General features: G+C 65.2%; 27 protein-coding genes. 13 read left to right on the plus strand and 14 right to left on the minus strand.

The annotated features are described in order from the left end of the window. Positions 1-14 precede the first annotated feature (14 nt). A complete protein-coding gene (locus AB3X99_RS02890; protein ID WP_368616067.1) occupies positions 15-3,497 on the plus strand; it encodes an error-prone DNA polymerase in 3,483 nt (1,160 codons plus the stop codon). Positions 3,498-3,501: 4 nt separating this feature from the next. Here AB3X99_RS02890 and AB3X99_RS02895 read toward each other — a convergent pair whose 3' ends face one another. Beyond that, complete coding sequence (locus tag AB3X99_RS02895; protein ID WP_368616068.1) at positions 3,502-4,428, minus strand: dTDP-4-dehydrorhamnose reductase family protein; 927 nt, start codon at positions 4,426-4,428, stop codon at positions 3,502-3,504. 11 nt (positions 4,429-4,439) lie between these two features. Continuing rightward, complete coding sequence (locus AB3X99_RS02900; RefSeq protein ID WP_368616069.1) at positions 4,440-4,643, minus strand: heavy-metal-associated domain-containing protein; 204 nt, start codon at positions 4,641-4,643, stop codon at positions 4,440-4,442. Positions 4,644-4,804: 161 nt separating this feature from the next. On the opposite strand from AB3X99_RS02900, the gene cueR reads away from it, so the two are divergent. The 3 genes from cueR (at position 4,805) to AB3X99_RS02915 (ending at position 6,250) form a co-directional block, all read left to right on the plus strand. Next, positions 4,805-5,230 (plus strand): Cu(I)-responsive transcriptional regulator, encoded by a 426-nt coding sequence (gene cueR, locus AB3X99_RS02905; protein ID WP_069262523.1) that lies wholly within the window; start codon positions 4,805-4,807, stop codon positions 5,228-5,230. Between the two features lie 297 nt (positions 5,231-5,527). Next, positions 5,528-5,677 carry a DUF3563 family protein gene (locus AB3X99_RS02910; protein ID WP_083245111.1) on the plus strand — a complete coding sequence of 50 codons (150 nt, stop codon included), beginning with the start codon at positions 5,528-5,530 and terminating at the stop codon, positions 5,675-5,677. A gap of 183 nt (positions 5,678-5,860) precedes the next feature. Then, positions 5,861-6,250 carry a hypothetical protein gene (locus AB3X99_RS02915; protein ID WP_368604873.1) on the plus strand — a complete coding sequence of 130 codons (390 nt, stop codon included), beginning with the start codon at positions 5,861-5,863 and terminating at the stop codon, positions 6,248-6,250. Positions 6,251-6,279: 29 nt separating this feature from the next. On the opposite strand, the gene AB3X99_RS02920 is transcribed toward AB3X99_RS02915, so the two are convergent. Together AB3X99_RS02920 and AB3X99_RS02925 are read right to left on the minus strand one after the other, a co-directional pair. Continuing rightward, positions 6,280-7,125 carry a 23S rRNA (adenine(2030)-N(6))-methyltransferase RlmJ gene (locus AB3X99_RS02920; protein ID WP_069262521.1) on the minus strand — a complete coding sequence of 282 codons (846 nt, stop codon included), beginning with the start codon at positions 7,123-7,125 and terminating at the stop codon, positions 6,280-6,282. Positions 7,126-7,320: 195 nt separating this feature from the next. Further along, positions 7,321-8,292, minus strand: coding sequence for a potassium channel beta subunit family protein (locus tag AB3X99_RS02925; protein WP_368604875.1), 972 nt, complete (start codon positions 8,290-8,292; stop codon positions 7,321-7,323). 262 nt (positions 8,293-8,554) lie between these two features. On the opposite strand from AB3X99_RS02925, the gene AB3X99_RS02930 reads away from it, so the two are divergent. Together AB3X99_RS02930 and AB3X99_RS02935 are read left to right on the plus strand one after the other, a co-directional pair. Next, positions 8,555-9,358, plus strand: coding sequence for a 3-hydroxybutyrate dehydrogenase (locus AB3X99_RS02930; protein WP_069262520.1), 804 nt, complete (start codon positions 8,555-8,557; stop codon positions 9,356-9,358). A 29-nt stretch (positions 9,359-9,387) separates the two neighbouring features. Then, positions 9,388-10,668, plus strand: coding sequence for a patatin-like phospholipase family protein (locus tag AB3X99_RS02935; protein ID WP_069262519.1), 1,281 nt, complete (start codon positions 9,388-9,390; stop codon positions 10,666-10,668). Between the two features lie 124 nt (positions 10,669-10,792). Here AB3X99_RS02935 and AB3X99_RS02940 read toward each other — a convergent pair whose 3' ends face one another. After that, positions 10,793-11,992, minus strand: coding sequence for an amino acid aminotransferase (locus tag AB3X99_RS02940; protein ID WP_368616070.1), 1,200 nt, complete (start codon positions 11,990-11,992; stop codon positions 10,793-10,795). 323 nt (positions 11,993-12,315) lie between these two features. Between AB3X99_RS02940 and uvrB the strand changes: the two genes are divergently transcribed. The 6 genes from uvrB (at position 12,316) to AB3X99_RS02970 (ending at position 18,587) form a co-directional block, all read left to right on the plus strand. Beyond that, positions 12,316-14,397, plus strand: a complete 2,082-nt coding sequence (gene uvrB, locus AB3X99_RS02945; protein ID WP_069262517.1) for an excinuclease ABC subunit UvrB — start codon at positions 12,316-12,318, stop codon at positions 14,395-14,397. 319 nt (positions 14,398-14,716) lie between these two features. Further along, positions 14,717-15,265: an iron transporter gene (locus tag AB3X99_RS02950; RefSeq protein WP_368616071.1), complete on the plus strand. Its 549-nt coding sequence runs from the start codon at positions 14,717-14,719 to the stop codon at positions 15,263-15,265. A gap of 82 nt (positions 15,266-15,347) precedes the next feature. After that, positions 15,348-15,701, plus strand: coding sequence for a cupredoxin domain-containing protein (locus AB3X99_RS02955; protein ID WP_069262515.1), 354 nt, complete (start codon positions 15,348-15,350; stop codon positions 15,699-15,701). Positions 15,702-15,767: 66 nt separating this feature from the next. After that, entirely contained in the window at positions 15,768-16,613 is an 846-nt protein-coding gene (locus AB3X99_RS02960; RefSeq protein WP_342945478.1) for an FTR1 family protein, read from the plus strand. After that, entirely contained in the window at positions 16,610-18,037 is a 1,428-nt protein-coding gene (locus tag AB3X99_RS02965) for a 4Fe-4S binding protein (RefSeq protein WP_368616072.1), read from the plus strand. Before AB3X99_RS02960 ends, AB3X99_RS02965 begins: the two co-directional genes overlap by 4 nt. Before the next feature lie 142 nt (positions 18,038-18,179). Continuing rightward, positions 18,180-18,587, plus strand: a complete 408-nt coding sequence (locus tag AB3X99_RS02970) for a heme-binding protein (RefSeq protein WP_069262512.1) — start codon at positions 18,180-18,182, stop codon at positions 18,585-18,587. 276 nt (positions 18,588-18,863) lie between these two features. On the opposite strand, the gene hemP is transcribed toward AB3X99_RS02970, so the two are convergent. From hemP to AB3X99_RS02990, 4 genes are all read right to left on the minus strand, one after another. Then, positions 18,864-19,124, minus strand: a complete 261-nt coding sequence (gene hemP, locus AB3X99_RS02975) for a hemin uptake protein HemP (RefSeq protein ID WP_069262511.1) — start codon at positions 19,122-19,124, stop codon at positions 18,864-18,866. A gap of 167 nt (positions 19,125-19,291) precedes the next feature. Then, entirely contained in the window at positions 19,292-19,768 is a 477-nt protein-coding gene (locus tag AB3X99_RS02980) for an SRPBCC family protein (protein WP_069262922.1), read from the minus strand. Between the two features lie 38 nt (positions 19,769-19,806). After that, on the minus strand, positions 19,807-20,205 hold the full coding sequence (locus tag AB3X99_RS02985) for an OsmC family protein (protein ID WP_368616073.1): 399 nt from the start codon (positions 20,203-20,205) through the stop codon (positions 19,807-19,809). Between the two features lie 136 nt (positions 20,206-20,341). Next, positions 20,342-21,223: a pirin family protein gene (locus AB3X99_RS02990; RefSeq protein ID WP_368616074.1), complete on the minus strand. Its 882-nt coding sequence runs from the start codon at positions 21,221-21,223 to the stop codon at positions 20,342-20,344. Between the two features lie 121 nt (positions 21,224-21,344). Here AB3X99_RS02990 and AB3X99_RS02995 point away from each other — a divergent pair, with 121 nt between their 5' ends. After that, positions 21,345-22,385, plus strand: a complete 1,041-nt coding sequence (locus AB3X99_RS02995; protein ID WP_368604877.1) for a LysR family transcriptional regulator — start codon at positions 21,345-21,347, stop codon at positions 22,383-22,385. A gap of 417 nt (positions 22,386-22,802) precedes the next feature. On the opposite strand, the gene AB3X99_RS03000 is transcribed toward AB3X99_RS02995, so the two are convergent. From AB3X99_RS03000 to murI, 5 genes are all read right to left on the minus strand, one after another. Beyond that, positions 22,803-23,222 (minus strand): biopolymer transporter ExbD, encoded by a 420-nt coding sequence (locus AB3X99_RS03000; RefSeq protein WP_028208423.1) that lies wholly within the window; start codon positions 23,220-23,222, stop codon positions 22,803-22,805. 18 nt (positions 23,223-23,240) lie between these two features. Continuing rightward, the gene (locus tag AB3X99_RS03005; RefSeq protein ID WP_368616075.1) at positions 23,241-23,987 is read right to left on the minus strand and encodes a MotA/TolQ/ExbB proton channel family protein; all 747 of its coding nucleotides are present in this window, start codon (positions 23,985-23,987) and stop codon (positions 23,241-23,243) included. A 47-nt stretch (positions 23,988-24,034) separates the two neighbouring features. Next, complete coding sequence (locus AB3X99_RS03010) at positions 24,035-24,766, minus strand: energy transducer TonB (RefSeq protein ID WP_368616076.1); 732 nt, start codon at positions 24,764-24,766, stop codon at positions 24,035-24,037. Positions 24,767-25,054: 288 nt separating this feature from the next. Further along, positions 25,055-25,309, minus strand: coding sequence for a bacterioferritin-associated ferredoxin (locus AB3X99_RS03015; protein ID WP_028208420.1), 255 nt, complete (start codon positions 25,307-25,309; stop codon positions 25,055-25,057). Positions 25,310-25,674: 365 nt separating this feature from the next. Continuing rightward, positions 25,675-26,535: a glutamate racemase gene (murI, locus tag AB3X99_RS03020; protein ID WP_256094518.1), complete on the minus strand. Its 861-nt coding sequence runs from the start codon at positions 26,533-26,535 to the stop codon at positions 25,675-25,677. Positions 26,536-26,543 lie beyond the last annotated feature (8 nt).

Here is a 26,543-nt window from a genome sequence, read left to right on the forward strand (position 1 = left end):
GGGTTTCAGGAATCATGTCGATCAGCGGGACGGGCGCGTCGTCGCCTCCACAGTTGCCGCCGCAGTTGGCCGCGCAGCTGCCTGACTACGCCGAGCTGCACTGCCTGACCAATTTCACCTTCCTGCACGGCGCGTCGCGCCCGGGCGAGATGGTCGAGCAGGCAATCCGCCACGGCTACCGCGCGCTCGCGATCACCGACGAATGCTCGTTCGCGGGCGTCGTGCGCGCCTGGAGTGCGCTCAACGAATACGACGAGGCGCGCAAAAAGGCGTATGACGAAGCCGTGCGCGAGGCGCGCGAACGCGGCGGCCATGCCGCCGCCGCGGCGCTGGGCCCGTTCGAGCCGTCGCTGCACCTGCTGATCGGCAGCGAGCTGAATCTCGTCGACGAACATGGCGCCCCGTTCTGCACGATCGTTGCGCTCGCAACGACACGCGAAGGCTACGGCAATCTCTGCGAGTTGATCACGCTGGCTCGCTCGCGGGCGGCAAAGGGCAGCTATCGCGTGCATCCCGCCGATTTCACCGAGCCCGAGCCCGGTTTCGAGCATCTGAAGCACTTGCGCGAGTGCGTGTTGCTGCTCGTGCCGCAACGCGCGGCCACGCTCGCGCAAACGCTGCGCGCCGCGCACTGGCTCGCGGGCTTCGCGGCCGAGCGCGCCTGGCTCGCGCTCGAACTCTGGCAGACCGGCGGCGACGACACGCAGATCGAAGTGCTACGCCATGTCTCGCAGGAGAGCGGCCTGCCGCTCGTCGCGGCGGGCGGTGTGCTGATGCACGCCCGTTCGCGCAAGCCGTTGCAGGATACGCTGAGCGCGATCCGTATCGGCAAGCCGCTCGCTTCGTGCGGGCGCGCGCTGGAAGCGAATGCGGAGCGGCATCTGCGCTCGCGCGTGCGGCTTGGCGCGATTTATCCGCGCGAGGCGCTCGACGCGACGCTCGACGTCGCGCGCCGTTGCACGTTTTCGCTCGGCGAGCTGGCCTACGAATATCCCGAGGAACTGGTGCCGCCCGGCGAGACGCCCCAGTCGTGGCTGCGCAAGCTCGTGATGAAGGGCGCACTGGAGCGCTGGCCCGACGGCCTGAACGACAAGCGCCGGGATCAGATCGAGCAGGAGCTCGGGCTCATCGACGAGCTGAAGTACGAGAAGTACTTCCTCACGGTGCACGACATCGTCCGCTTCGCGCGCGATCAGAAGATCCTGTGCCAGGGGCGAGGCTCGGCGGCGAACTCGGTGGTTTGCTACTGCCTGAAGATCACGGAGATCGACCCCGTGCGCATGAACATGCTCGTGGCGCGTTTTCTCTCCCGCGCGCGCAACGAGCCGCCCGATATCGACGTCGACTTCGAGCATCAGCGCCGAGAAGAGGTCATTCAGTACATCTACCGCAAGTACGGCACGCGCCGCGCCGCGCTGGCCGCGACGCTCATCACCTATCGCTCGCGCAGCGCGTTGCGCGATGTCGGCAAGGCGCTCGGCCTCGACAATGCGCTCGTCGAAAAGCTCTCGGGCGCGCATCAGTGGTGGGACGGCCCCGATTCGATCGCGCGCCATCTGGAGGAAGCGGGCTTTTCGCCCGACTCGCACGTGACGCAGCAGCTCATCCGCCTCACACGCGAGCTGCGCGGTTTTCCGCGCCATCTTTCGCAGCACGTGGGCGGTTTCGTGATCGCGCGCGACAAGCTCTCGCGCCTCGTGCCGATCGAAAACGCGGCGATGAAGGACCGCTACGTGATCGAGTGGGACAAGGACGATATCGACGCGCTGCGGCTGTTGAAAGTGGACGTGCTCGCGCTCGGCATGCTCTCGGCGATCCGGCGCTCGCTCGAATTCGTGGCGCTCAGGCGCGGGTTGCCCGAGATGCGCGTGCAGGACATTCCAGTCGAGGACCCGGCGGTGTACCGCATGTGCGCCAGGGCCGATACGGTCGGCGTGTTCCAGATCGAGTCGCGCGCGCAGCAGAGCATGTTGCCGCGTTTGCGGCCGCGCACGTACTACGACCTCGTGATCCAGGTAGCGATCGTGCGGCCGGGTCCGATTCAGGGCGACATGGTGCATCCGTACCTCAAGCGCCGGCACGGCGACGAGCCAGTGGAATATGCGAAGGAAGAATTGCGCCCGGTGCTCGAACGCACGCTCGGCGTGCCGATCTTCCAGGAGCAGGTGATGCATCTCGCGATGGTCGCCGCGGACTACACCGGCGAGGAAGCCGACAAGCTGCGCCGCGCAATGGCCGCATGGCGGCGCGATGGAGATCTGCGGCCGTATCAGGCCGATCTTACGAAGCGCATGCTCAAGAAGGGCTACTCGCCGGAATTCGCCGAGCGCATCTGCAAGCAGATCGAGGGTTTCGGCGACTACGGCTTTCCGGAAAGCCATGCGGCGAGTTTCGCGCTGCTCGTCTACACGAGTTCGTGGCTCAAGCGTTACGAGCCCGCCGCATTTCTGGCAGGACTGCTGAATAGTCAGCCGCTCGGTTTCTATTCGCCTTCCCAGCTCGTGCAGGATGCGAAGCGTCATGGCGTGCCGGTGTTTGCGCCCGATATCGCGTTGAGCGACTGGGCGTCGGTGCTGGAGCGGCGCGACGCACCCGGCGAGCGGCTCGATGGCGAGGCGGTTCGCGCACGCAACGCCGAGGTGCTGCGTTATCGCGCGCTGCTGGGTGCGGCCGTGCTGACGCGCAGGGGCACGCTCAAGCGCGGCGGCCGGCGGCACAGGTTCATGGACGGCCTCAAGCGCGTCGTGCACTTGCGCATTGCGCTTGCGCCGCAGCGCTATGGACGCGGCGGGCCGGCCGTGCGCCTCGGCTTCAGTCTCATCAAGGGCTTTTCCGAAGATGCCGCGCGGCGGGTGATGCAAGCGCGCGAGCGCGCGCCGTTCGCCGACGTCGACGATCTCGCGCGCCGTGCGGCGCTCACGCGGCGCGAGCTGGAGGCGCTGGCGGCGTCGAACGCGCTCGAGAGCATCGCGGGCCACCGGCGCGAGGCATGGTGGGCCGTGACCGCGCAGCACGCGGTGCCTGCGCTTTTGCGCGACGCGCCCGTTGCCGAGGCGCCGCTCGCGCTGCCGCGCGCTTCTGAAGGTGCGGAAATCGTCGCCGATTACGCGAGCCTGCGTCTCACGCTCAATCGCCATCCGCTCGAACTGCTGCGCCACGGCCTCGCGAAGCAGCGTTTTCGCACGGCGGAGCAGCTGGCGCACTGCCGGCACGGCATGCTCGCGCGCGTGTGCGGGATCGTGACGGTGCGGCAGCGGCCGGGCACGGCAAACGGCACGATCTTCGTATCGCTCGAGGACGAGACCGGCAGCGTCAACGTGATCGTGCACGCGTCGCTCGTCGAGTTGCAGCGCAAGGAACTGCTAGGGTCTTCGCTGCTGGCGGTGGCGGGCGTGGTGCAGCGCGAGGGCGAGGTCGTGCACCTCGTGGCGCACCGGCTGGAAGACCACAGCCGGCTGCTCGGGCGGCTCGCCACAGAGAGCCGCAATTTTCACTGAATTTTCACTGGCGAGCGGCCGGCGCGCCGTCTCTCATGAAAGCGTCGAGCACGGCGCGAATCGCCACGTCGAACGGCGTGCGGCGGCCCATCCCCAGCGTTTCGAGGCGGCTCGAATCGAGGTGACAGTCGCGCGGGCGCGGCGTGGCGTCGGTGGGCGTGGGCTGTGCGAGCAGACGCGCCTTTACGCCAAGCGCCTGCGCGATCCGTTGGGCGATGTCGTACTTCGTCATCGGCTCGTCGCCGGACCACTGCGCGATCCCGCGCACCGCGTTGCCGTCTGCGCAGCGCAGCAACAGTTCGCGGATCACGAACGCCACGTCGGGCGTGAACGTGGGGTAGCGCGTGGCCCACGCGTCCATCGGCGCCGCCTGCGCCCCGGGCTCTCCCGAAGCGACGATGGCCGGCACGAGGCTCGTGACGGCGGATTCGTGCCAGCCGACGATCGGCCCGTACAGCAACGGCAGGCGCAGCACGAGTGCGTTGTCGCTGGTTTCGAGCAAGGCCCGTTCGCCTTCGAGCTTGCTGTGGCCGTAGGCGTTGAGCGGATTCGGCGTGTCGTCGACGCGGTAGGGCGGCTCGGTGCCGTCGAAGACGTAGTCGGTGGAGATCGAGAGCACCCACGCGCCGCGCTGCCGCGCCGCCGCGGCGACGCTGCGCACCGCATCGACATTGAGCGCGCGCGCTGCTGCCGGATCGTGCTCGCACACGTCGGGGCGGCGCTCGGCAGCGGCCAGCACGATCGCGTCGGGCGCCTCGCGCTCGACGAACGCGTTCACGGCCTGCGTATCGCGCACATCGAGCACAGTCTGTTGCGGGCCGCCGTGACGGAACGCGGTCGGCACGACTTGCCAGGCGGTATCGGCGGCGAGTTCGCGCACCACGGCGCGCCCAAGCAGGCCAGACGCGCCGATCACGGCAACCTTGAACATGGCCCGGACCGTCAGCCGGCCGTACCCACGACGGTGTAGCCGGCTTCGTCGATCGCCGTTTTCAGGACTTCGGCGCTCTGGCTCGATTCGACCTTCACGCGGCCGGCGGCCAGATCGATCTCGACCCGGGCTTGCGCGTCGTGTTCGTGGATCGCGCGCGTGACGGCGCCTACGCAGTGCTGGCAGCTCATGCCTTCGACGTTGAACTGAATCATCGTGTGTTCCTTTTTCAGAGATTGAGGCTTGTCCTACTCGATATGAGGCCGCTGGCGGATTATGCCAGCGGGGACTGGATGCCGCGCTGGACCTTCCCATCGTGGGAAGGTGTACGATCAGTGCATTGATCAAACGATCGACCAGACAGCGGGAGAACGGCGTGAACATCGGTGAAGCAGCGCGTGAATCGGGCGTTACGGCAAAAATGATCCGGTACTACGAAAGTGTCGGGCTGCTCGCGCCCAAAGGGCGTACGGAGTCCGGCTACCGCGTCTATGGCGCGGAGGAAGTGCATTCGCTGCGCTTCATCCGCCAGGCGCGCCGGCTCGGCTTTCTGGTAGAGGACATCCGGCGCCTGCTGGCGCTCTGGCACGACCGCTCCCGCGCGAGCTCCGAGGTCAAATCGATCGCGCTCGAACATGTCGCGGAACTCGACCAGCGCATCGCCGAACTCTCCCAGATGCGCGACACGCTCGCCCACCTGGCCTCGCACTGCCAGGGCAACGACCGGCCCGACTGCCCGATCATCGAACGGCTTGCCGACGCCGCGACTACAGAGTGCCACGAGCCCGGCCACGTGCACTGAGCGCAGGTGCAACCGCGGCGGGCAAATTGACGCAACCACAGGGGCTGTTTGCACCGTATTGGTGCGATGTAACGTGGTTGCCGTCAAGTCTCCGCGAATTCGCTGGAAAATGTGTCGATAGAACATGATGTTGCCGATTCGCACTTAGGGGCCATTCCAAAATGGAATGCACAGTATTCGGGCAATTCACTGGCAAAGTTCGGTGCAACCGTTACAATACGGGTTATCCCTGATGAGGGTTATCCCTGATGCGAATTCACCGGGGATCGCCGAACCGAATCCTTGGAGCACACCGTCATGTTTGCATTCCTTCTTGAAAAGCTGAGCAACTGGTTTGAAACTGCCGAACGTCGTCGCCGCGAAGCGTATCTCGCCTCGTCGGCCGATATCGTCCAGCTCGAGCAGCGCCTTCGTTCGATCGAAACGAACGGCTACAACTCGCTGTAAGCCAGCTTTGACCGGGCTTCAGTCCGGTTGAAGCAGCACGATCTCAAGCCCCGCATTGGCGGGGCTTTGTCGTTTCTGCACCGCCGATGGAACCGAGTCTGAGCCTTCCCACCGGGGTAAGGTAAAGTCTTTTTGCGACAAGCCGTCATAGCAATGGTGTCGCTTTCTCTCCGGGGGCCGTTCATGGTGCTAGACCGCATTTCCCACCGCATGCCTGTGTTGCCGCGCCGCGCGTTGCGTCGTTTTTCTGTTGCGCGTGCGGGCCTGATCGTCGTCGTGATGGCGTGCGCCAGCGCCGGCGCGCATGCCGGGCAGCCGCTCATTCTGGATACACAAAGAGGGATCAGCGACGGCCAACCGGGGCTGGTGCTGCAAAACGCGCCGCTCTCGCACGAGCCGATGGTTCAGGCGACGCAACCGGCGGGTCTCGCGCCGGATTCTTCGCAGCCGTATGTCGTCGCGCCGTATGTGGAAGTGCAGCAGGGCGGCGGGAGGCCGACACCGCCGCGGCCGCCGCGCCCCCCTCATCGCCCAAACCCGCCGCTTCCCCAGCCGCTACCGTCCGGGCAGTGACGCCGTTCAGGCGGGTTTGAGTCCGTGGCCTAGTCGCCGCGCGACTCGATCCTGAATTGCGCGCCGGCGTCCTGGCCGAGATTTTTTACGAGCCACGGGAGCGCCTCTTTCATCGCCGCTTCGAGCGTGTACGGCGGGTTCAGGATGAACATGCCGCTGCCGTAGAGGCCGAAGCCGTCTTCGGGCGGGTTGCTCACCGAAAGCGTGAGGTGCAGCCAGTTCTTGTTCTGCAGGCGCTTGAGTTGCTCCGGGAAGCGCTGCGATTCGGGACGCGTGACCTGCGGATACCAGACCGCATAGGTGCCGTTCGCGAAGCGTTTGAGACTTTCCTCGACGCACGTCAGCGTGCGCGCGTAGTCGCGCTTGTCCTCGAAAGACGGGTCGATCAGCACGAGCGCCCGGCGCGGCGGCGGGGGCAGGAGCGCCTTGATGCCGTCGAAGCCGTCGCCCGCGTAGATCATCACGCGGCGGCCCGCGTCGTGGAAGCGGTGGCGCAGCACGTCGATTTCCGTGCTGTGTAATTCGAACAGCCGCATGCGGTCCTGCTCGCGCATGAGGCGCCATGCGAGATAGGGCGAGCCGGGATAGAAGCGCAACTCACCGTCGGGGTTCAGCGCCGCCACTTCGTCGACGTAGTCCGAGAGCGCCGCAGGCAGGTCGTTGCGGCCCCACAGCTTGCCGACGCCCGTGTCGAACTCGGCGTTCTTCGTCGCGTAGCCTTCGCGCAATGCATAGGCGCCGGCGCCCGCGTGAGTGTCGATGTACCAGTACGCCTTGTCCTTCTTGCCGAGGTAATGCAGCAGTTGCACGACAACGGCGTGTTTCAGGACATCGGCATGATTGCCGGCGTGGAAGGCGTGACGGTAGCTCAGCATGATGGACGGGACACGAGGTCCGGTGAATACGGGGAAGACGGCAGCGGCGGCGCGATGACTGCGCCGCCCGCGAGGCCGCGTATTGTACGCCACCGCAATACGCGACCCGCGGTACGCCGTCCGTCCGGCTATGCCCGCGCGCGAATCCGCCCCGCGGTGTCGGGTGCGCCGCGCCTCGCGGGTACGCGCTCCACGTCAGTCGTAAGCGTCGCCGACGATCGCCTCGATCTGCGCCTTGACGTCCGGCGTGATCTTTTCCGCCACGTCGCGCGCCTTCACGTTTTCGCCGATCTGCTCGATGCGCGAGGCCCCGGTGATGACCGTGCTCACGTGGGGATTCTTCAGGATCCACGCGAGCGCCAGTTGGCCCACCGAGCAGTCGAGTTGTTTCGCGAACTCGGCGAGCTTGCCGACGATCTCGTTCTTGTCGGGGTCGGTGACGTTCTTGCGCAGCCAGTCGTAGCCCTGCAGTTCCGCACGGCTGCCCGTCGGCACGCCGCCGCGGTACTTGCCGGTGAGCAGACCCGAGGCGAGCGGGCTCCACGTGGTGAGGCCGAGGCCGATGTCTTCGTAGAGCCGGCGGTATTCGTCTTCCACGCGCGTGCGGTGAAACAGGTTGTATTGCGGCTGCTCCATGACCGGCTTGTGCAGGTGATGGCGCTCCGCGATCTCCCACGCGGCGCGGATTTCGTCGGCGCTCCACTCCGAGGTGCCCCAGTAGAGCGCCTTGCCGCGCGTGATCATGTCGCTCATTGCCCAGACGGTTTCCTCGACCGGCGTGTTCGGGTCGGGGCGGTGGCAGAACACGAGATCGACGTACTCGAGCTGCAGCCGCTCGAGCGAGCCGTCGATGGCGTTCATGAGGTACTTGCGGTTGAGCGTGTGGTACTGGTTGGGCGCTTCGTTCAAGCCCCAGTAGAACTTGGTCGAGACCACATAGCTCACCCGCGGCCACGCGAGTTCCTTGAGCGCCTGGCCCATGAGCGCTTCCGACTTGCCGCCGGCGTAGGCCTCGGCGTTGTCGAAGAAGTTGATGCCGGCGTCGCGCGCCGCCGCGAGCGATTCGCGCGCGAGCCTGGCGTCGACCTGGTTGCCGTAGGTGACCCACGAGCCGATGGACAGTTCGCTTACCTGCAGGCCTGAGCGGCCCAGTCGCCGATAGTTCATGAACGCCTCCTTGTGAGCCGATAAAGCTAGCACGACTTGGCCGTCGCTGCTGAACGGCTTGCGCCGTGCGCGCCGCGCCTTGCAGTGCGGCGAAAATCTCTTTTGCCTGTCCTGCTCGATGCTTCGACGAGGCGCGTTCATGCACAATAGCCTCGTTGGCCGCGACGCAACATCCGGCCGGATGGCATAAGCCATTCGTCAGGTTTGACGGCGCGCGCTCCTAGGTTTCATCCTGTCCCGTTCACTCACCTGGAGGTGCCCGATGTCGTCTCTCTCTCTGAACACGAAACTCGATGGCAAGGTCGCCGTCGTTACCGGCGCGGCCAGCGGCATTGGCAAGCAGATCGCCCTCACGCTCTCGCAGGCGGGCGCCGCGGTCGCCATCGCCGACCTGAACCAGAGCGGCGCGGATGCCGTGGCCGAGGAGATCAAGGGCGCAGGCGGCAAGGCTATCGGCGTCGCCATGGACGTCACGAGTGAAGAGGCCGTGAATCAGGGCATCGACCGTGTCGCGGCCGAACTCGGACCGGTCGACATCCTCATCTCGAACGCCGGCATCCAGATCGTGAACCCGATCGAAAACTACGCGTTCTCCGACTGGAAGAAGATGCAGGCCATCCACGTGGACGGCGCGTTCCTCACCACCAAGGCGGTGCTCAAGCACATGTACAAGGACGACCGCGGCGGCGTCGTGATCTACATGGGTTCGGTGCACTCGCACGAAGCGTCGCCGCTCAAGTCGGCCTATGTCGCGGCCAAGCACGCGCTGCTCGGCCTCGCGCGCGTGCTCGCCAAGGAAGGCGGCAAGCACAACGTGCGCTCGCATGTGGTGTGTCCGGGCTTCGTGCGCACGCCGCTCGTGGAAAAGCAGATTCCCGAGCAGGCGAAGGAACTCGGCATCTCGGAGGAAGAAGTGGTCAAGCGCGTGATGCTCGGCGGCACGGTGGACGGCATCTTCACGACCGTCGAAGACGTCGCGCAAACCGTGCTGTTCCTCTCGGCGTTCCCGAGCGCTGCGTTTACCGGCCAGTCTTTCGTGGTGAGCCACGGCTGGTTCATGCAATAACGCAGGCATCGGGCCGAGGAGGCGCGGCAATGGCGCAACGCAAGAAGGGGCAGGTCCAGTCGAGCGCAGTCGACGACGAGGTCGGCGCGCATACCGGCGCGCGTGTCGGGAACGCACCGCAGGGGAACGCACCGCAGCCGCATGTTTCGAACTGCGGCGCGCAAGCGAAAGAATGGGAAACCATCGCGCTCACGCTGCAGGGGGGCGGTGCGCTCGGCGCGTATCAGGCCGGCGTGTACGAAGGGCTCGTCGAGGCCGGCATCGCGCCGAACTGGATCGCGGGTATCTCGATCGGCGCGCTCAATACCGCCGTCATCGCGGGCAATGCGCCCGAACATCGCGTGGCGCGGCTACGCGAGTTCTGGGAGACGATCTGCCAGCCCGCCTTCAGCTTCCCGCTGCCGCCCTTCGTCGAGCATGCGCTCTTCAATGCAAACGCCGCCGTGCGCAAGACCTTCACGGCGATGCAGGCGGCAGGCGCGATCGTGGAGGGGCAGAAGGGCTTTTTCGTGCCGCGCTTCCCGCCGCCGCTGCCCAACGGATCGGGTTCGCCCGAAACGGCCAGCTACTACGACACGAAGCCGCTCAAGGCCACGCTGGAACGCTTGTGCGATTTCGAGCGCATCAATTCGGGCGAAACGCGCGTGTCAGTGGGCGCGGTCAACGTGGGCAGCGGCAACTTCGTCTACTTCGACAACAAGACCACGACCTTGCGTCCCGAGCATTTCATCGCCTCGGGCGCGCTGCCGCCGGGCTTCGCGGCGGTGGAGATCGACGGCGAGTATTACTGGGACGGCGGCCTGATGTCGAACACGCCGCTCTATGAGGTGATCCAGACCACGCCGCGGCGCGACACGCTCGCGTTCCAGGTCGATCTCTGGAGCGCGCGCGGGCCGGTGCCCGACAACCTCATCGACGTGCAGGGGCGCGTGAAGGACATTCAGTATTCGAGCCGCACGCGCCTCGTGACCGATATCCTGCAGCGCTCGCAGCGTTACCGGCATGTGTTGCGCGAGGTTCTCGACCGCGTCGCGCCCGAGCATCGCAATGACCCGTGGGTCGCGCTGGCGGACGAGCTTTCGTGCTCGAAGAAGTACAACGTGATCCACCTCATCTACCGGCAGAAGGAATACGAGGGGCACTTCAAGGACTACCAGTTCGGCCTCTCGACCATGCATGAGCACTGGGCTAGCGGCTTGCAGGACATCCGCGCCTCGCTCGCGCAGCCGGACTGGCTCGACAAGCCGGACAACGACTCGGGCTTCGTCACGCACGATATCCATCGCGATTCGCGAGGCCACGGCGGCTGATACTTGCCGGCGGGTTTTCCGCAGTCTTCACCAAAGAAAAAGGCGTCCGTTCGAAAGAACGGACGCCTTTTTTTATCGCGCCGGCAAGCCGCTGCGCAGCGGCCTGTCTTGCTGGCGAACGCGCTTACTTCAGCACTTGTGCGACTGCGCTCGCCACGACGTCGAGATTGCGCGTGTTCAGCGCGGCCACGCAGATGCGGCCCGTGCTCACGGCATAGATGCCGAACTCTTCGCGCAGGCGGTCGACTTGGGCAGCGGTCAGGCCCGAGTACGAGAACATGCCGCGCTGCACGTTGATGAAGTTGAAGTCGCGGTCCACGCCGGCGGCCGTGAGTCGCTCGACGAGGCCCGTGCGCATCGCGCGGATGCGGTTGCGCATTTCGCCGAGTTCCGCTTCCCACATGGCGCGCAGGTCGGCCGAGCCGAGCACGGCTGCGACCACCGAGCCGCCGTGCGTCGGCGGGTTCGAGTAGTTCGTGCGGATCACGCGCTTGAGTTGCGAGAGCACGCGCGCCGACTCTTCCTTGCTGGCGGTGAGGATCGACAGCGCGCCCACGCGCTCGCCGTACAGCGAGAACGACTTCGAGAACGACGACGAGACGAACACGTTGAGTTCCGAAGCGGCAAAGAGGCGCACGACTTCGCCGTCTTCCGCGATGCCGTCGCCGAAGCCTTGATAGGCGATGTCGAGGAACGGCACGAGGCCTCGGGCCTTCACGACCTCGATGACCTGCTTCCATTGGTCGATCGTGAGGTCCACGCCGGTCGGGTTGTGGCAGCACGCGTGCAGCACGACGACGGTGCCGGCGGCGTAGCCGTTCAGCGCGCTCAGCATGCCTTCGAAGTTCACGCCGTTGGTCAGCGCGTCGTAGTACGGATACGCGACGACTTCAAAACCCGCGCTTTCGAAGAGGGCGCGGTGGTTTTCCCAGCTCGGGTCGCTGATCGCGACCTTGGCGCTCGGGTTCACGCGCTTGAGGAAGTCCGCGCCGATCTTGAGTGCGCCCGTGCCGCCCAGCGCCTGAGCCGTGACGACGCGGCCCGCGGCGATCAGCGGCGAGTCGTCGCCGAGCAGCAGCTTTTGCACCGCGGCGTCGTAGGCGCCGAGGCCTTCGATCGGCAGATAGCCGCGCGGCAGACCGGCTTCCACGCGGGCCTTTTCTGCTTCGCGCACCGCGCGCAGCAGCGGAATCTTGCCTTCCTCGTTGGTGTACACGCCCACGCCGAGATTCACCTTGGTCGCGCGCGCATCGGCGTTATAGGCTTCGTTCAGACCCAGGATCGGGTCGCGGGGGGCGAGTTCGACAGCGGAAAAGAGGGACATGATCGTTCGGCTAGAGTGAAGGAAGATCGGTTGGGCCGCATGCTGCACCGGCCACGGAACTCGCTATTGTAACGAATCCTCAAGCGGGATTTCCGCGGATTTGCCATTCTCCGCGCCGTTTTGAGGGCTATTTCCGGCACGATTGGCCGATTTCTGGCGCACGCTCGCTGACGTTCACCGTCGCTGCGACGCGCGGCCCTTGCAGCGCCGCCGTTACGCCCCATCTATGGCTCCAGCCCACCTCGTCTCGCCCCAGGCTCGCCCCTCGGCAAGAGGCGGCGAGACGCTAGAATAGTTGTTTGCTCCGCGCACAGGATGCCCCCATGTCCGACCACACCGTCGCCGACGCGCCCGCGCTCGACGAGTCGAAATTCGTCCACTACGAAGGCTCGCCGTTCCAGCTCTACCAGCCGTACCCGCCGGCCGGCGACCAGCCTACGGCCATCGAAACGCTCGTGGAAGGCGTGGAAGACGGCCTCTCGTTCCAGACGCTGCTCGGCGTGACGGGCTCGGGCAAGACCTACACAATGGCGAACACCATCGCGCGCCTCGGCCGCCCGGCCATCGTGTTCGCGCCGAACAAGACGCTCGCCGCGCAGCTCTACGCTGAATTCCGCGAGTTCTTTCCGCGCAACGCCGTCGAGTACTTCGTCTCGTACTACGACTACTACCAGCCGGAAGCCTATGTGCCGCAGCGCGATCTCTTCATCGAGAAGGATTCGTCGATCAACGAGCACATCGAGCAGATGCGGCTTTCGGCCACCAAGAGCCTGATGGAGCGGCGCGACGTGGTGATCGTCGCGACGGTTTCGGCGATCTACGGTATCGGCAATCCGTCCGAATACCACCAGATGATTCTCACGCTGCGCCACGGCGACAAGCTCGGCCAGCGCGACGTCATCGCACGCCTGATCGCCATGCAATACACGCGCAACGAGCAGGACTTCCAGCGCGGCACCTTCCGCGTGCGCGGCGATACCATCGACATCTTCCCGGCGGAGCACGCCGAAATGGCCGTGCGCGTGGAACTGTTCGACGACGAAGTGGAAACGCTGCAGCTCTTCGATCCGCTCACGGGCCGCGTGCGCCAGAAGATTCCGCGCTTTACGGTGTACCCGTCGTCGCACTACGTCACGCCGCGCGAGACTGTGCTGCGCGCCGTCGAAACCATCAAGTCGGAATTGCGCGAGCGCCTCGAGTTCTTCCACACGGAAGGCAAGCTCGTGGAGGCGCAGCGCCTCGAGCAGCGCACGCGCTTCGATCTGGAAATGCTTCAGGAGCTGGGCTTCTGCAAGGGCATCGAGAACTACTCGCGGCACTTTTCGGGCGCGCTGCCCGGCGAGCCGCCGCCCACGCTCGTCGATTACCTGCCGACCGACGCCATGATGTTTCTCGACGAGTCGCACGTGCTGATCGGCCAGTTCAACGGCATGTACAACGGCGACCGCGCGCGCAAGGAGAATCTCGTCGATTACGGCTTCCGGCTGCCTTCGGCGCTCGATAACCGGCCGCTCAAGTTCAACGAGTTCGAGCGCAAGATGCGCCAGGTGGTATTCGTCTCGGCCACGCCGGCCGACTACGAGAAGAAGGTGACGGGGCAGATCGCCGAGCAGGTCGTGCGGCCCACGGGCCTCGTCGACCCGGTGATCGAAGTGCGGCCCGCATCGACGCAGGTCGACGATGTGCTCGGCGAGATCAACGAGCGCGTGGCCGCGGGCGAGCGCGTGCTGGTGACCACGCTCACCAAGCGCATGGCCGAGCAGCTCACGGAGTTCCTCGCCGACCACGGCGTAAAGGTGCGCTATCTGCACAGCGACATCGACACGGTCGAGCGCGTGGAGATCATCCGCGACCTGCGTCTGGGCACGTTCGACGTGCTCGTGGGCATCAACCTGCTGCGCGAGGGCCTCGACATTCCCGAGGTCTCGCTCGTGGCGATTCTCGACGCCGACAAGGAAGGCTTCCTGCGCGCCGAGCGCTCGCTCATCCAGACGATCGGCCGGGCCGCGCGTAACGTGAACGGCAAGGCGATCCTCTACGGCGACCGCATCACGGATTCGATGCGCCGTGCCATCGACGAAACCGAGCGCCGCCGCGCCAAGCAGATGCACTTCAACGAAGAGCACGGCATCGTGCCGCGCGGCGTCGTGAAGCGCATCAAGGACATCATCGACGGCGTCTACAACGTCGATGAAGCCCGCGCCGAACTGCGCGAGGAGCAGGAGCGCGCGAAGTTCGAGGACATGTCCGAGAAGCAGATCGCGAAGGAAATCAAGAAGCTCGAAAAGCAGATGATGGACTACGCGAAGAACCTCGAATTCGAGAAGGCCGCACAGACGCGCGACCAGCTCGCCGTGCTGCGCCGGCGCGTGTTCGGGGCGAACGTGGGCGATCATCCGATCTGATGGGCGTCGAGCGCGCTATCCCCTCGGGCGGGCAGGGCGGCATGGGCGCCACCCTGCGCCTGTCTCGCCCCCAAGTATTCCTTCGATTGCCTTTCGTGTATTCCCGGCCCGGGAACCCCGCTGTAAGGCGCCCTAAGCCTGTGTTAACCAGGCGCTGCTAAAACCCTGTTCCACTGAGGCTTTTCCTGGCGCCGAATTTGTCCCTCATCTGCATCGGTGTTAAACTTCGCCATTATTGAGAATTGTTCGCATTAACTTTCTTATGTGCATGCGGCAGGCTCAGTGGGAAGTCACCCTCATATAAAAACCAGGAGTTTCGATGCGGATTCACACTCTCGTGCGCGGCACTGCCGTCATTGCGGCCGCCACGGCGGCATTGGCCGCCAATGCGGCTGAATACCCGATCGGCAAGCAGGCCATCCAGGGCGGCATGGAAATCGGCGCGGTCTATCTGCAGCCGATCACGATGGAGCCCGAAGGCATGATGCGCAAGGCATCGGATTCCGATATTCACCTCGAATCGGATATCCACGCGGTCAAGAACAACCCGACCGGTTTCGCCGAAGGCGACTGGATGCCGTATCTGCAGGTTCACTACGAACTGACGAAGCCGGGGTCGAGCTATGCGCAAAAGGGCGACCTGATGCCGATGGTCGCGAACGACGGCCCGCATTATGGCGACAACGTGAAGCTGGCCGGTCCCGGCAAGTACCACCTCAAGCTGATCGTGGACGCGCCGATGCAGACGGGCCACATGGCGTTCGGCCGTCACGTCGACAAGGAAACGGGCGTGGGCCCGTGGTTCAAGCCCATCACGCTGGAATACGATTTCCCGTTCGCGGGCATCGGCAAGAAGGGCGGCTACTAAGCCGTCGCGAAGCAGCTCGGGCGGCGGCGCGCATCGCGTGCAGCGCCGCCGCATGAATGGCAGCAAGGAGCAGGTAAAACCAATGACTGGAATGCGGAAGTTTGCGGCGCTCGCACTCAGCGCGTCGTTTGCGGTGTCGCTGGCGGGCGTGGCCACGACGGCGCACGCCGAAGATCTGCCCACGTTCAAGCTCGAAATGGCCGACGGCAAGCTCAATCCCGCGCGCATCGAAGTGCCGGCGGGCAAGCGCATCAAGATCGAGGTGCGCAATACGGGCAAGGGCGCGGCGGAGTTCGAGAGCGTTCAGCTGCGCAAGGAAAAAGTCCTGGCGCCGGGCGCGGACTCCTTCGTCGTGATCGCGCCGCTCGATCCGGGCGAGTACAAGTTTTTCGACGATTTCCATCAGCAGGCGCAGGGCGTGATCGTCGCCAAATGAGCGTCGCCAAATGGGCATTGAGAAGTCAGGCCGCCGGCGCGTATCGCCGGTAGCGGGAGGTGTTGAATGGGTCAGGTGATGTTCATCGTATGGCGGGAGAGCGTCGAGGCGCTGCTCGTCGTCGGGATTCTTTATGCGTGGCTGAAAAACGGCGACGCGGATGCGCGGCGCGGCGTGCCGTACCTGTGGGGCGGCGTGGCGCTCGGCATTCTTGCCGCCATCGGCCTCGGCGCGGCGCTGGTCGGCTTTACCGAAGTGCTGTCGGGCGATGCGCAGGACTACTTCCAGACCGGCATGGTGCTGGTGGCGTGCGTGCTGATCGTGCAGATGGTGCTGTGGATGAAGCAGCACGGCCGCACGCTCAAACGCGAGATGGAAGAGTCGCTGGAAAAGAGCACGCAGGACGCGAACTGGTGGGGCATAACGATTCTCGTCACGCTTGCCATCGCGCGTGAGGGCAGCGAGACGGTGATCTTTCTCTACGGCCTCGGCTTCGGCCAGTCGGGCCATGTGGACGCGAGTCAGTACCTCGCGGTGCTGATCGGCCTCGCGCTCGCGTTCCTCACGTTCTATCTCCTGCAGCTGGGCGGCAAGATCTTCTCGTGGCGGCACTTCTTCCGCATCACCGAGATCATGCTGCTGTTCCTCGGCGCGGGCCTGTTCCAGACCGGCGTGGACAAGCTGATCGACAAGGAAATCCTGCCGACCATCGTCGATCAGGTGTGGAACTCCTCGGCGATCCTCGACGACTCGAGCACCTTCGGCTCGCTCGTCGCGACGCTTACGGGCTACCGCGCGCATCCGGCGCTCATGAACCTGATCGCCTATGCCGTGTACTGGCTCGTGGTGTGGTTCCTCGTGCGGCGCGCCAGCGGCCGCGCGGGTGCGGTTGCGAAGAGGAAGGCAGCATGAGTTGTGCATCCGCTCGCCCGACGCAGGCAACGGGTCGCCCAGGCAAGCTCGCCCAGGCGGGCCAGTGGATGCAACGTAACGGCGCGGCGATCCGCGCCGTGCAGTGGGTCGTGGTCGCTGTCTACGCATTCCTGATTCTCGTGCCGGCGGCGATGCCGCTGCCCGGCGACACGGCGCACCTGTGGAACAACTTCACGCTCGCAGCGCAGTTCGTGTTCTGGGGCATCTGGTGGCCGTTCGTGCTGCTCTCGATGGTGATGCTCGGCCGCGTGTGGTGCGGCGTGCTGTGCCCCGAAGGCGCGCTCACCGAGTTCGCGAGCAAGTTCGGCCGCGGCCGCGCCATCCCGCACTGGATGCGCTGGGGCGGCTGGCCTTTCGTGGCCTTCGGTCTCACCACGATCTACGGACAGATGGTGAGCGTCTACCAGTACCCCAAGGCGGTGTTGCTGGTGCTGGGCGGATCGACGCTCGGCGCGATGGTGATCGGCTTTCTGTACGGGCGCGAAAAGCGCGTGTGGTGCAAGTATCTCTGCCCCGTGAACGGGGTTTTCGCGCTTCTGGCGCGCCTCGCGCCGTTTCGCTACAAGGTCGACGAAGACGCCTGGCGCAGCTCCTACACGCACGGCGAGCACGGCGGGCATCGCGTGATTCCCGTGAACTGCGCGCCGCTCGTGCCGCTGCGCAACATGAAAGGCGCGGCGCAGTGCCACATGTGCGGCCGCTGCAGCGGCCACCGCGACGCCATCGCGCTCTCGTGGCGATCGCCGGCGCAAGAGGTGGTCGAACTCGGCGACAGCCAGGCCAGCGGGTGGGACACGGCGCTGATTCTCTACGGCCTGCTCGGCGTGGCGATCGGCGCGTTCCACTGGACCGGCTCGCCGTGGTTCATCGGCATCAAGCAGTGGCTCGCGGGCTGGCTCATCGACCGCGACATCACCTGGCCGCTCGATACCAACGCGCCGTGGTTCCTGCTCACGCATTACCCCGCGCAGAACGACGTCTTCTCGTGGCTCGACGGCGCGATGATCGTCGCTTATATCGTTGCGACGGGGCTCGTCTATGGCACCGTGCTGCTCGCGATCCTCGCGGGCTCGACTGCCGTGCTCGGGCGTTTCGAGATGCGCCGTCTGCATCACTTCGCACAGTCGCTGATCCCGCTGGCGGGGGCCGGCGTGTTCCTCGGCCTGTCCGCCACGACGCTCTCGCTGCTGCGCGCGGAGCACGTGCCGCTCGACTGGGCCGCCGAGGTGCGCATTGCGATTCTGGTCATCACGAACCTCTGGAGCGCGTGGCTCGCGTGGCGCGTGACAGGGCGCTACAGCTCGCGGTTCTGGCAGCGCGCGCTCGCGCTCGCGGGCTTTGCGCTCGCGCTCGCCGTGGTGGACAGCGCCTGGTGGCTCATGTTCTGGGGCTGGGTGCGCTGAGCCTGTTTCGACGCTTCTTCATCTGCCGCTGATATAGGCGACATACGAAGGATCAGCGCGTCGCGGCACAAGTCTGGGTGTTACTCTCAAAACCGGGTTGGCGATTTCGCCAAATCCGGTTTTTGACTTTTCGGAGAGACGCATGCGAACGCGAGCAGTACTGACCGATGAAGACGTGATCCGGGTAGCCGAGGCAGCCGTCGCGCACGCCCGTTCGAATGAATGGCACGTGACGATCGCCATCGTCGACGATGGCGGCCATCTGCTGCATTTGCGCCGCCTCGACGGCGCAGCGCCCATCAGCGCGGAGATCGCCGTGGCCAAGGCGCGCACCGCGTCGCTGGGCCGCCGCGAGAGCAAGGTGTACGAGGACGTGATCAAGCAGGGCCGCACGGCGTTCCTGAGTGCGCCGCTCACGGGCATGCTGGAAGGCGGCGTACCCGTGAGCGTGAACGGCGATGTGATTGGCGCGGTCGGGGTCTCGGGCGTGAAGTCCGACCAGGATGCCGCCATCGCGCGCGCGGGCATCGCGGCGCTGGAGGTGGAGTAAGCCAATCCTTTGCCGCGCCGGGAGGCGCCGGAAAAAACAAAAGCCGCGGACGGATGCCGCGGCGTTTGTCCCGGGCGGCTCACGCTTCGCGCGCCGCCCCGATCTGGTATGAGAACAAAAAAATGGCGTGGCTTGCTTCGACGGCTGGCTGAAGCTTGAAGGATGTCTGCACGAAGGGGTCTAGATCTCGCGTGCAAGCCGTCGTTGCTGGCTAATGCCCCAACGCCTCTCGGTGGAGGCGGTCCCCACAATACCCGGTTGAAAACTGCGTAAAGCCTATTTCGTCAGGATCAGCTTGCCGAGCCGGGTGGCCCGCAGCTGATAGGTTTCGCCGTTGTGCATGATGCTCACGTGGCTGCGGCCTTGCAGCAGCGCCGCGCTATCCAGTTTCCTCTCGTCGCTTGCCGCGGCGGCCGCCGGCTCGGCGCCCTTGCGCGGCTGGGGCTGTGTGACGGCAGGCCTGGGCCGCGCGCTGGTCAATGCCGAGCTGCCGTTGCGGCGCAAGCTAAGCGTGGAGGTGCGGTTCAGTTCGGTCATGAACGTGACGTCTTTGTCTCGATTCGATGGATGAATTCTAAATGATAATAGTTCGTATTTGCAACTACGAGATATTCATCGAAATCGAATGCCGATAGCCTGAGCCGAAGCGCGCTGAATCGGCGCTTGCCGCGTCGCACAGGGCGATAGGGCAAGCGCGGGGGGCGTCAGTGCAGCGCGCTACCGTCGCCCTGCACGAACTGGCGGATGAGACGCACGGTGTCGATGTCCGACTCGCGATAGGCCGACTTCACGATTTCGGACGTCTGCCGGTCGTCCTCGGTATCGGCGGTCGGCAGCGTCGTGCGGTACTCGAAGCGCAGAAAGAGCTGTAGCGGATCGGGCTGCTCGATCGTCATCGTGAGCGAGCCGCCCACGTACTCGGCGGTTGCCATGATGTCGTAGCGCACGCTCTCGTTGGGCGTGAGCGTGACGCGATCGCGTACCGTGGCGTGGCCATAGTGCAACTCGCGCTCCATCGTGCTCTCGGTGCGCGAGAGGATCGTGCAGCTGTCGAGCCCGATCACGAAGAGCTGCGGCTGCTCGGCGCGCAGCACGAGCCCTTCCCAGAGCTGCTCGCGCGTCATGGCCTCGACGAGCGGGTTCAGCGGATCGTTGATCTGGATGAGGTGTTCGAAATTCAAGGCGTCGCCTTCCTGTGTCTGTGTCCGCGCGCGGTCGCTCAAGCGACGGCGAGACCCGTGCGGATCGTGATCGCATTCGTGAGGACCTTGTGGACCGGGCAGGCGTTGGCGATCTGCAGCAGGCGCTCGCGCTGCTCGTCGGTGAGCGCGCCTTCGAGCACGATCTGGCGATCGATCTTCGTGCCTTCGCTGCCGGTTTCCATCGCGAGCTTCACACGTACGCCTTCGAGCGGCCACTCCTTGCGCTGCGCGTACATCTTCAGTGTGATGGAGGTGCAGGCGCCAAGGCTCGAGAGCAAGAGCGAGAAGGGCGACGGTCCGCGGTCGCCGCCGCCGAGCGAGGCGGGTTCGTCGGCGATCCAGGTGTGGGTGCCGTCGTCGAACTGGACCTGGTAGTTCGTCGAGCCAATGTGTGCGGTGACTGCGGGTTCGGCCATGCGCTCCTCGCGGGCGGGACGGTTAAAGAGGGACGGGCGCGCTACCTGCGATGCGCGCCCCAGAAACCTTATTGTGACGGAAACCGGGCCGCCCTGTAGCGATGCTTCGGAAGCCCCGTCCCCGCGCAACCCGGTTTCAGTGAGCGATGCGCCCCATGCGCCCGGCCTGATAGTCGAGCACGGCCTGGCGGATCTCCTGCTCCGTGTTCATCACGAACGGGCCGTAGCGCACGACCGGCTCGTTCAGCGGCACGCCGCCGATCAACAGAACGCTGAGCGGCGCGCTCGCGTCGGCCGGGGCGGCGAGCGTGACGGTGTCGCCGTCGCTCGCGAAGGTCACCATCTGCTGGGCATCGATCGCTTGCGCATCGGGCCCGTACAGACCCGTGCCAGAAAGACCGTAGGCAAACACGCGATAGTCGCTCGGCACCGGCTGCTCCACGCGCGCGCCGGGCGCGAGCGTGAAGTGCTGGTAGAGGATGGGTGTGCGCGTTTCGATCGCGGCCTTCACGCCCAGCGCTTCGCCGGCGATGACTTTCACCGAGACCTTGCCGTCCTTCGAGCGGCCCACCGGAATCTGCTCCGTGGGCAGCTCCTGGTAGCGCGGCGCCATCATCTTGTCGCGCGCGGGCAGATTCACCCACAGCTGCAGGCCATGCATGCGGCCGCCCGTACGCGTGAATTCGGGGTCGGGAATCTCGCTGTGGATCACGCCTGCGCCGGCCGTCATCCATTGCACGTCGCCGGGGCGCAGCGTGCCCGAATGGCCCGCCGAGTCCTTGTGGCCGAAGCGGCCTTCGACCATATAGGTGACGGTCTCGAAGCCGCGGTGCGGATGGTCGGGCGCGCCCTTGGCCTTGCCGGGCGCGTAATCGACGGGGCCCATTTCGTCGAGCAGCAGGAACGGATCGAAGTCCATCAGCTGGCGGGTCGGAAACGGCCGATGGACGATGAATCCGCCACCCTCGGTGGTGCGAACCGCGGGATACACGCGTTCGATCGTACGGGTCATGGTCATGGATATCACCTCGAATTGTGGGAATTGCGTTATATGCGAAACAAACCGCTATTATAGGTAGCCAATTTGGCCTGTTTTATGGCCTCATCGCAATGGATTGTCCCATCGCTGGAACGACGACATGAAAATCGATTCGCATAATCTCAACGACCTGATGTACTTTTCGCAGGTGATCGAGCATGGCGGCTTTTCCGCTGCCGAACGCGTGCTCGGCATCTCGAAGTCGCGTCTGTCGAGGCGGGTGAGCGAACTCGAGGCCTCGCTCGGCGTGCGCCTGCTGCAGCGCTCCACGCGCAAGCTCGCGCTCACCGAAGCGGGCGAACTCTTTTACCAGCATTGCCGCTCGATGCTCGCGGAAGCGCAGGCCGCGGTGAACGTCGTTCAGTCGCTGCGGTCGTCGCCGCGCGGCACGGTGCGCGTGAGCGTGCCCGTCACGCTTTCGCAAACGATCTTTTCGCAGGTCATTCCGGAATTCATGCATCGCTACCCCGAAGTGCGGGTAGTGATGCGCGTGACGAACCGCGTGATCGACCTGTTCGAAGACTCCGTGGATATTGCGCTGCGCGTGCGCTCGGAGCCGCCGCAGAACGCCAATATCGTGGTGCGTCCGCTGTGGCGCACCGAGCAGATGCTGGTGGGCGCGCCGAGCCTGCTCGCGCAGAACGCGCCGCCGCTCACGCCGGAAGACCTCGCGCGCTTCGAAACGCTCGATACGCCCACGGGCGACGGCCGCCACGTGTTTCAGCTCATCGCACCCGATGGCACGCGCCACTCGCACGAACACGAGCCGCGCCTCATCACCGCGGACCTCACGACGATCCGTGAAGCGGCGCTCGAAGGCCTCGGCATCGCGGCATTGCCGGAGATGATGTACGGCGCCGCGCTGCGCTCGGGCAAGCTTTCACCGGTGATGCCGGGCTGGACGCTGCCGGTGCCGCAGCTCTATGCGGTATTTCTCTCGCGCCAGGGCATGGTTCCGGCCGTGCGTGCCTTCGTCGATTACCTCGTCGAAGTGCTCGATGCCGATAAGGGCTTGCAGCAGGAATGTCCGCTGAAAAGCGACATCGCCGCGCTTGCGCCGAAAGCGCAAGGGCAGAGTGCACCCGCCGGGCAGGTTGGGCTCTCGCGCACAAAGAGCGCGAGCAAGATCGAAACTGCATGAAGCTTTGCGAACGTGCAGGCACGTGCGCTTGTATGAAACTTGAGTTTTCACGCAGTGCATTTGTGCGCAACGTATAGCGCCATTTGTTTTTAGGCATTCAAGCGTGAGCGGCCATCGCTACTTTCAATGGCCTGGCTCTTGAAGGTGCGAAGCGAGAGGAATATATTGAAGTCCTTCTCGCCAAGCACCGGTCTTGAGCGGGAATTGATGGCCGCTATCATAGTGGGCCTTCAGGGCCGAAAGCGCAGTCCGTGTTGCCCACGGCAGTCGCATGTGCCGGCGTGAACCGATCGATTGTCGGGGAGTCGCCGCCACCGCCCGAATGCGCCGCGTGCGCACGAAAAAAGGCCTTCATCTGACGATGAAGGCCTTTTACTTTGTACCGCTCAATTTTGCGCGTTGCGTGCAGTGACGCGATCAGTGATGCGCAGGGTCGGTGACGAAGCCGAGCTTCGTGAGGCCTCCGCTTTGCGCGGCAGACATCACTTGGGCCACGCGTTCGTATTGCACCTTGCGGTCCGCGTTCAGATGCAGTTCCGGTTGCGGCGTGGTTTGCGCCGCGGCTGCGATCTTCTGGTTCAGCGCCGCGTCGTCGACCTGCGTACCGTCCCACAGCACGGTACCGTCTGCTTCGATCGAGATGTTGATCTGCGCGGGCTTCGCGTCTTCCTTCTGGCTGCTCGCATGCGGCAGGTCGATCTTCACGGCGTGACGGATCACCGGAATCGTCACCATGAAAACGATCAGGAGAACCAACATGACGTCGACGAGCGGCGTCATGTTGATTTCGTTCATCAGGCCATCGTCGTCGTCGCTGGCAAAGGGGCTCATCGCCATGATGCTTGCCTCCGCTCTTTAGTGGCTGCGCGCAGCGACACGCAGGTTGCTCGCGTTGCCTTCCTTCGCGCCGCCGCGTGCGGTCGAGGTGAGGCGCGCGCCCGTCACGAAGAAGGCATGCAGGCCGTGCGCGAAGCGGTTGAGCTTCGTGACGATCGCCTTGTTGGCGCGGGTGAGGGCGTTGTAGCCGAGCACGGCGGGAATCGCGACAAAGAGGCCGAAGGCGGTCATGATGAGCGCTTCGCCAACGGGACCCGCCACGGCGTCGATCGAGGTTTGACCCGTCGCGCCGATCGTAAGCAGTGCGTGATAGATGCCCCACACCGTGCCGAACAGGCCGACAAACGGCGCCGTGCTGCCGATCGAGGCGAGAATGGCGAGACCGCTTTGCATCTTCGCGACCGACTCGTCCATCGTGTCCTTGAGGCACCGCGTGACCCAGTCCGACACGTCCATGCGGTCGTGCAGATGCGGCTGGGTCTGGTGATGGTGGTCGGCGGCTTCCTGGCCCGACAGCGCAAGTGCGAGGAACGGGTTGTCTTCGCGCGAGCCGCTGCCGAGCTTCTTCACGCCGTCGGCGAGATCGTCCGAATGCCAAAACTGCTGCTCGGCGTTCTTCGTGAGGCGTTTGAGGCGCGCGACATTCCAGCCTTTCACGACGATCACGCACCACGACAGCACGGACATGATCAACAGCGCGAGCGCGATGCCGCGTGTCACGAAATCCCCTTGCGCCCACACGTGGGCGATACCGTAGTTCTGCATTCCTGATCCTCTTTATTCAATTCATGAAAGCGTGTGACTTCAGCCCGTCAATTGTTCAGGCTGAACTCGAATGGTTGCGTGTAGGCCGCGCGGACGGCTTCGCCGTTTTCCAGGTACGGCTTGCACGAGCTTTGGCGCATCGCGTCGAGCGCGGCGTCATCGAGGCGGGTGGAGCCGCTCGACTTCTTCAGCTCGATGTTCTCGATCTTGCCCGTGAGGCCCACGACGAAGTGCACGAATGCCGTGCCGGTTTCGCCGCGCCGGCGCGAGAGCGTCGGATAGTCGGGCTGCACGATGCGGCAGTCGAGGTGCGAGACGTTCTTCGGCGCCGAGAGCGCCATGGTCGGCTTGGCGTCGGTGGCCGCCGCGGCTTGCGGTGCCGGTGCGGGCGGCGTGGGAGCCGGCGGCGTGGGTGCCGTGGGCGCGGCCGATTCGATCGCGTGCTGCGAGGGCGTTTCGGCCACGGGCAGCGGTGTTGGCTTGGGCTTGGGCTGAACTTTCGGCTTCTCGCGCGCCACGTGCGGGACCGGCTTGGGCGGAGGCGGCGTGGGCGTGGACTGAATCGCAGCGGGGGCGGCGACCGGTTCGGGCTTGAGCAGTTCGGCCATCATCGTCTGCGACTGGAGCGCGACAGGCGTCACGGGTTCGCGCTTCATCAGCACGACGGCGATGAGCGCGGCGTGCAGCGCGACCACGATCGCGCTCGCGGTGACGACACGGCGGTTGACGCGAACGGAGGGAGACGGCAGCGTGCCAGTGGTGGTTTGGAAAGCCTGCATGTTTAGCGTGGCTGCCATGCGGACGACGGCGCGCAGGCAAACCTACGCGTCGTGTCGGGCAGCTTTATTTGCGAAAGATCAACAGCGAGATGCACAACGTCGTTACGAATCCGAGCAGCAATTCCATCACGACCTCCTTTGATGGGTACGAGCGGTAGCTGGCTGGTCGGGAGACGGGCTTGCTGTCGGCGGCGATTTGACGTCCGCGGCGCGTGGCGCCTGAGGCGCCGCCGGCTAAACGGGCGGACGGGGCGGGCGCGCATCGGTGGCCGGATGCGCGCCATGGCTTCAGGCAGCCTTGCGCTCGTAAAACGTGAGCGGAACCGCATGGGGGACCACGGCGGGGTGCGCCGGTTGCGTGACCCCGCAGCGGCTCGCACAGACACCGCTTTGCGCCATCACGTCACGAACGGATTCTTCGCACTTGCCGCAGCAGGTCGCGACGCCGAGCTCGAACTGCAGCTCGTCGAAAGAATCCATGCCTTCCTGAATGGAGGCGCGGATCGTCCGGTCGGAGACGGATTTGCAAACGCAGACAATCATGATGGACCGCAATAGAGAGAGTTAATGCGAATTATTATCATTATGTTTGCTGGGTTTGGCAAGCGCGGAGGCGGATTTTTTGTAACAAAACCGGATGGTTAGCAGGGGTTTTGCTTTGCGTCAGGAAAAGGCAAGCCTTGTAGAGCGCTCGTCAAGGCGTTTGACGGGCCGGCTAGCGGTTAGCCGTTGCGTGACTGTCAGCAGGATTGAGCATTGCCGCGGGAGCTCACCAGGAGACTCCTGGCAGGAGCCAGGCGGAACGAGGCGAGTGAGTCGGATAGGCGGAAACGGGGTTGAAACGCGCTCTTCCGGGCGAGGCGCGAATCGCGAACTTCGTATCACGCGCGGTGTGAGGCGCCGGTGCGTCAGGCGGCGTTCGCTTCCAGTTCCCGCGAGCGGCGCGAGGGGATGACTACGCGCTCGACAGGGGCGTCGAGACCCAGCAGCGCGGCCGCCAGTTCGTGCAGGTGCGCGCCGTCGCTCGTCGAGCAAAAGCGAATCTCGTCGCCGCCCGCGCCGGCAGGCTCGCCGCTAGCGCGCAGGCCGTGCTGGTCGAGCACGCGTTCGAGCTGCCGCGCGATGGCGACGCTCGTGTCGACGAGCGTCATCCGTTCCCCGACGATCGAGCGGATCGCCGTGTCGAGAAACGGGTAGTGCGTGCAGCCGAGCACGAGCGTGTCCGCGCCCGCGTCGAGCATGGGCTCGACGTATGCGCGCAGTAGCGCGAGCAAGTCGGCCGAACCGATGTCGCAGCGCTCCACGGCCTCCACGAGGCCATGGCCCGGCTGGCACAGCACGCGCAGGTCGGCTGCGTGGCGCTCCACGAGCGCCTGAAAGCGCGCGCTGCGCAGCGTGACCTGGGTGGCGAGCACACCCGCTACGCGCGATTTGGAAACCAGCGCCGCCGGTTTGATCCCCGGCTCCACCCCGATGAGCGGGATGGAGAGCCGCTCGCGCACGAGCGCGATGGACTGCGCCGTCGCCGTGTTGCAGGCCACCACCAGCGCCTTCGCGCCCTGCGCCACGAGCCATTCGCAGATCGCGAGCGTGCGGTCGGCGATGAAGTCGTCGTCGCGCTGGCCGTAGGGGGCGTAGCGCGAGTCGGCGGCATACACTAGCCGCTCGGCGGGCAGTAGCGCACGCACGGCGCGCAGCACCGACAGGCCGCCGAGGCCAGAGTCGAAGATGCCGATGGGCGCAGCGCTGGATGAGGCCGGAAGGTTCACGGGGATGG

The organism is Paraburkholderia sp. BR10882 (assembly GCF_040948855.1).
Lineage (GTDB): Bacteria > Pseudomonadota > Gammaproteobacteria > Burkholderiales > Burkholderiaceae > Paraburkholderia > Paraburkholderia nodosa_A.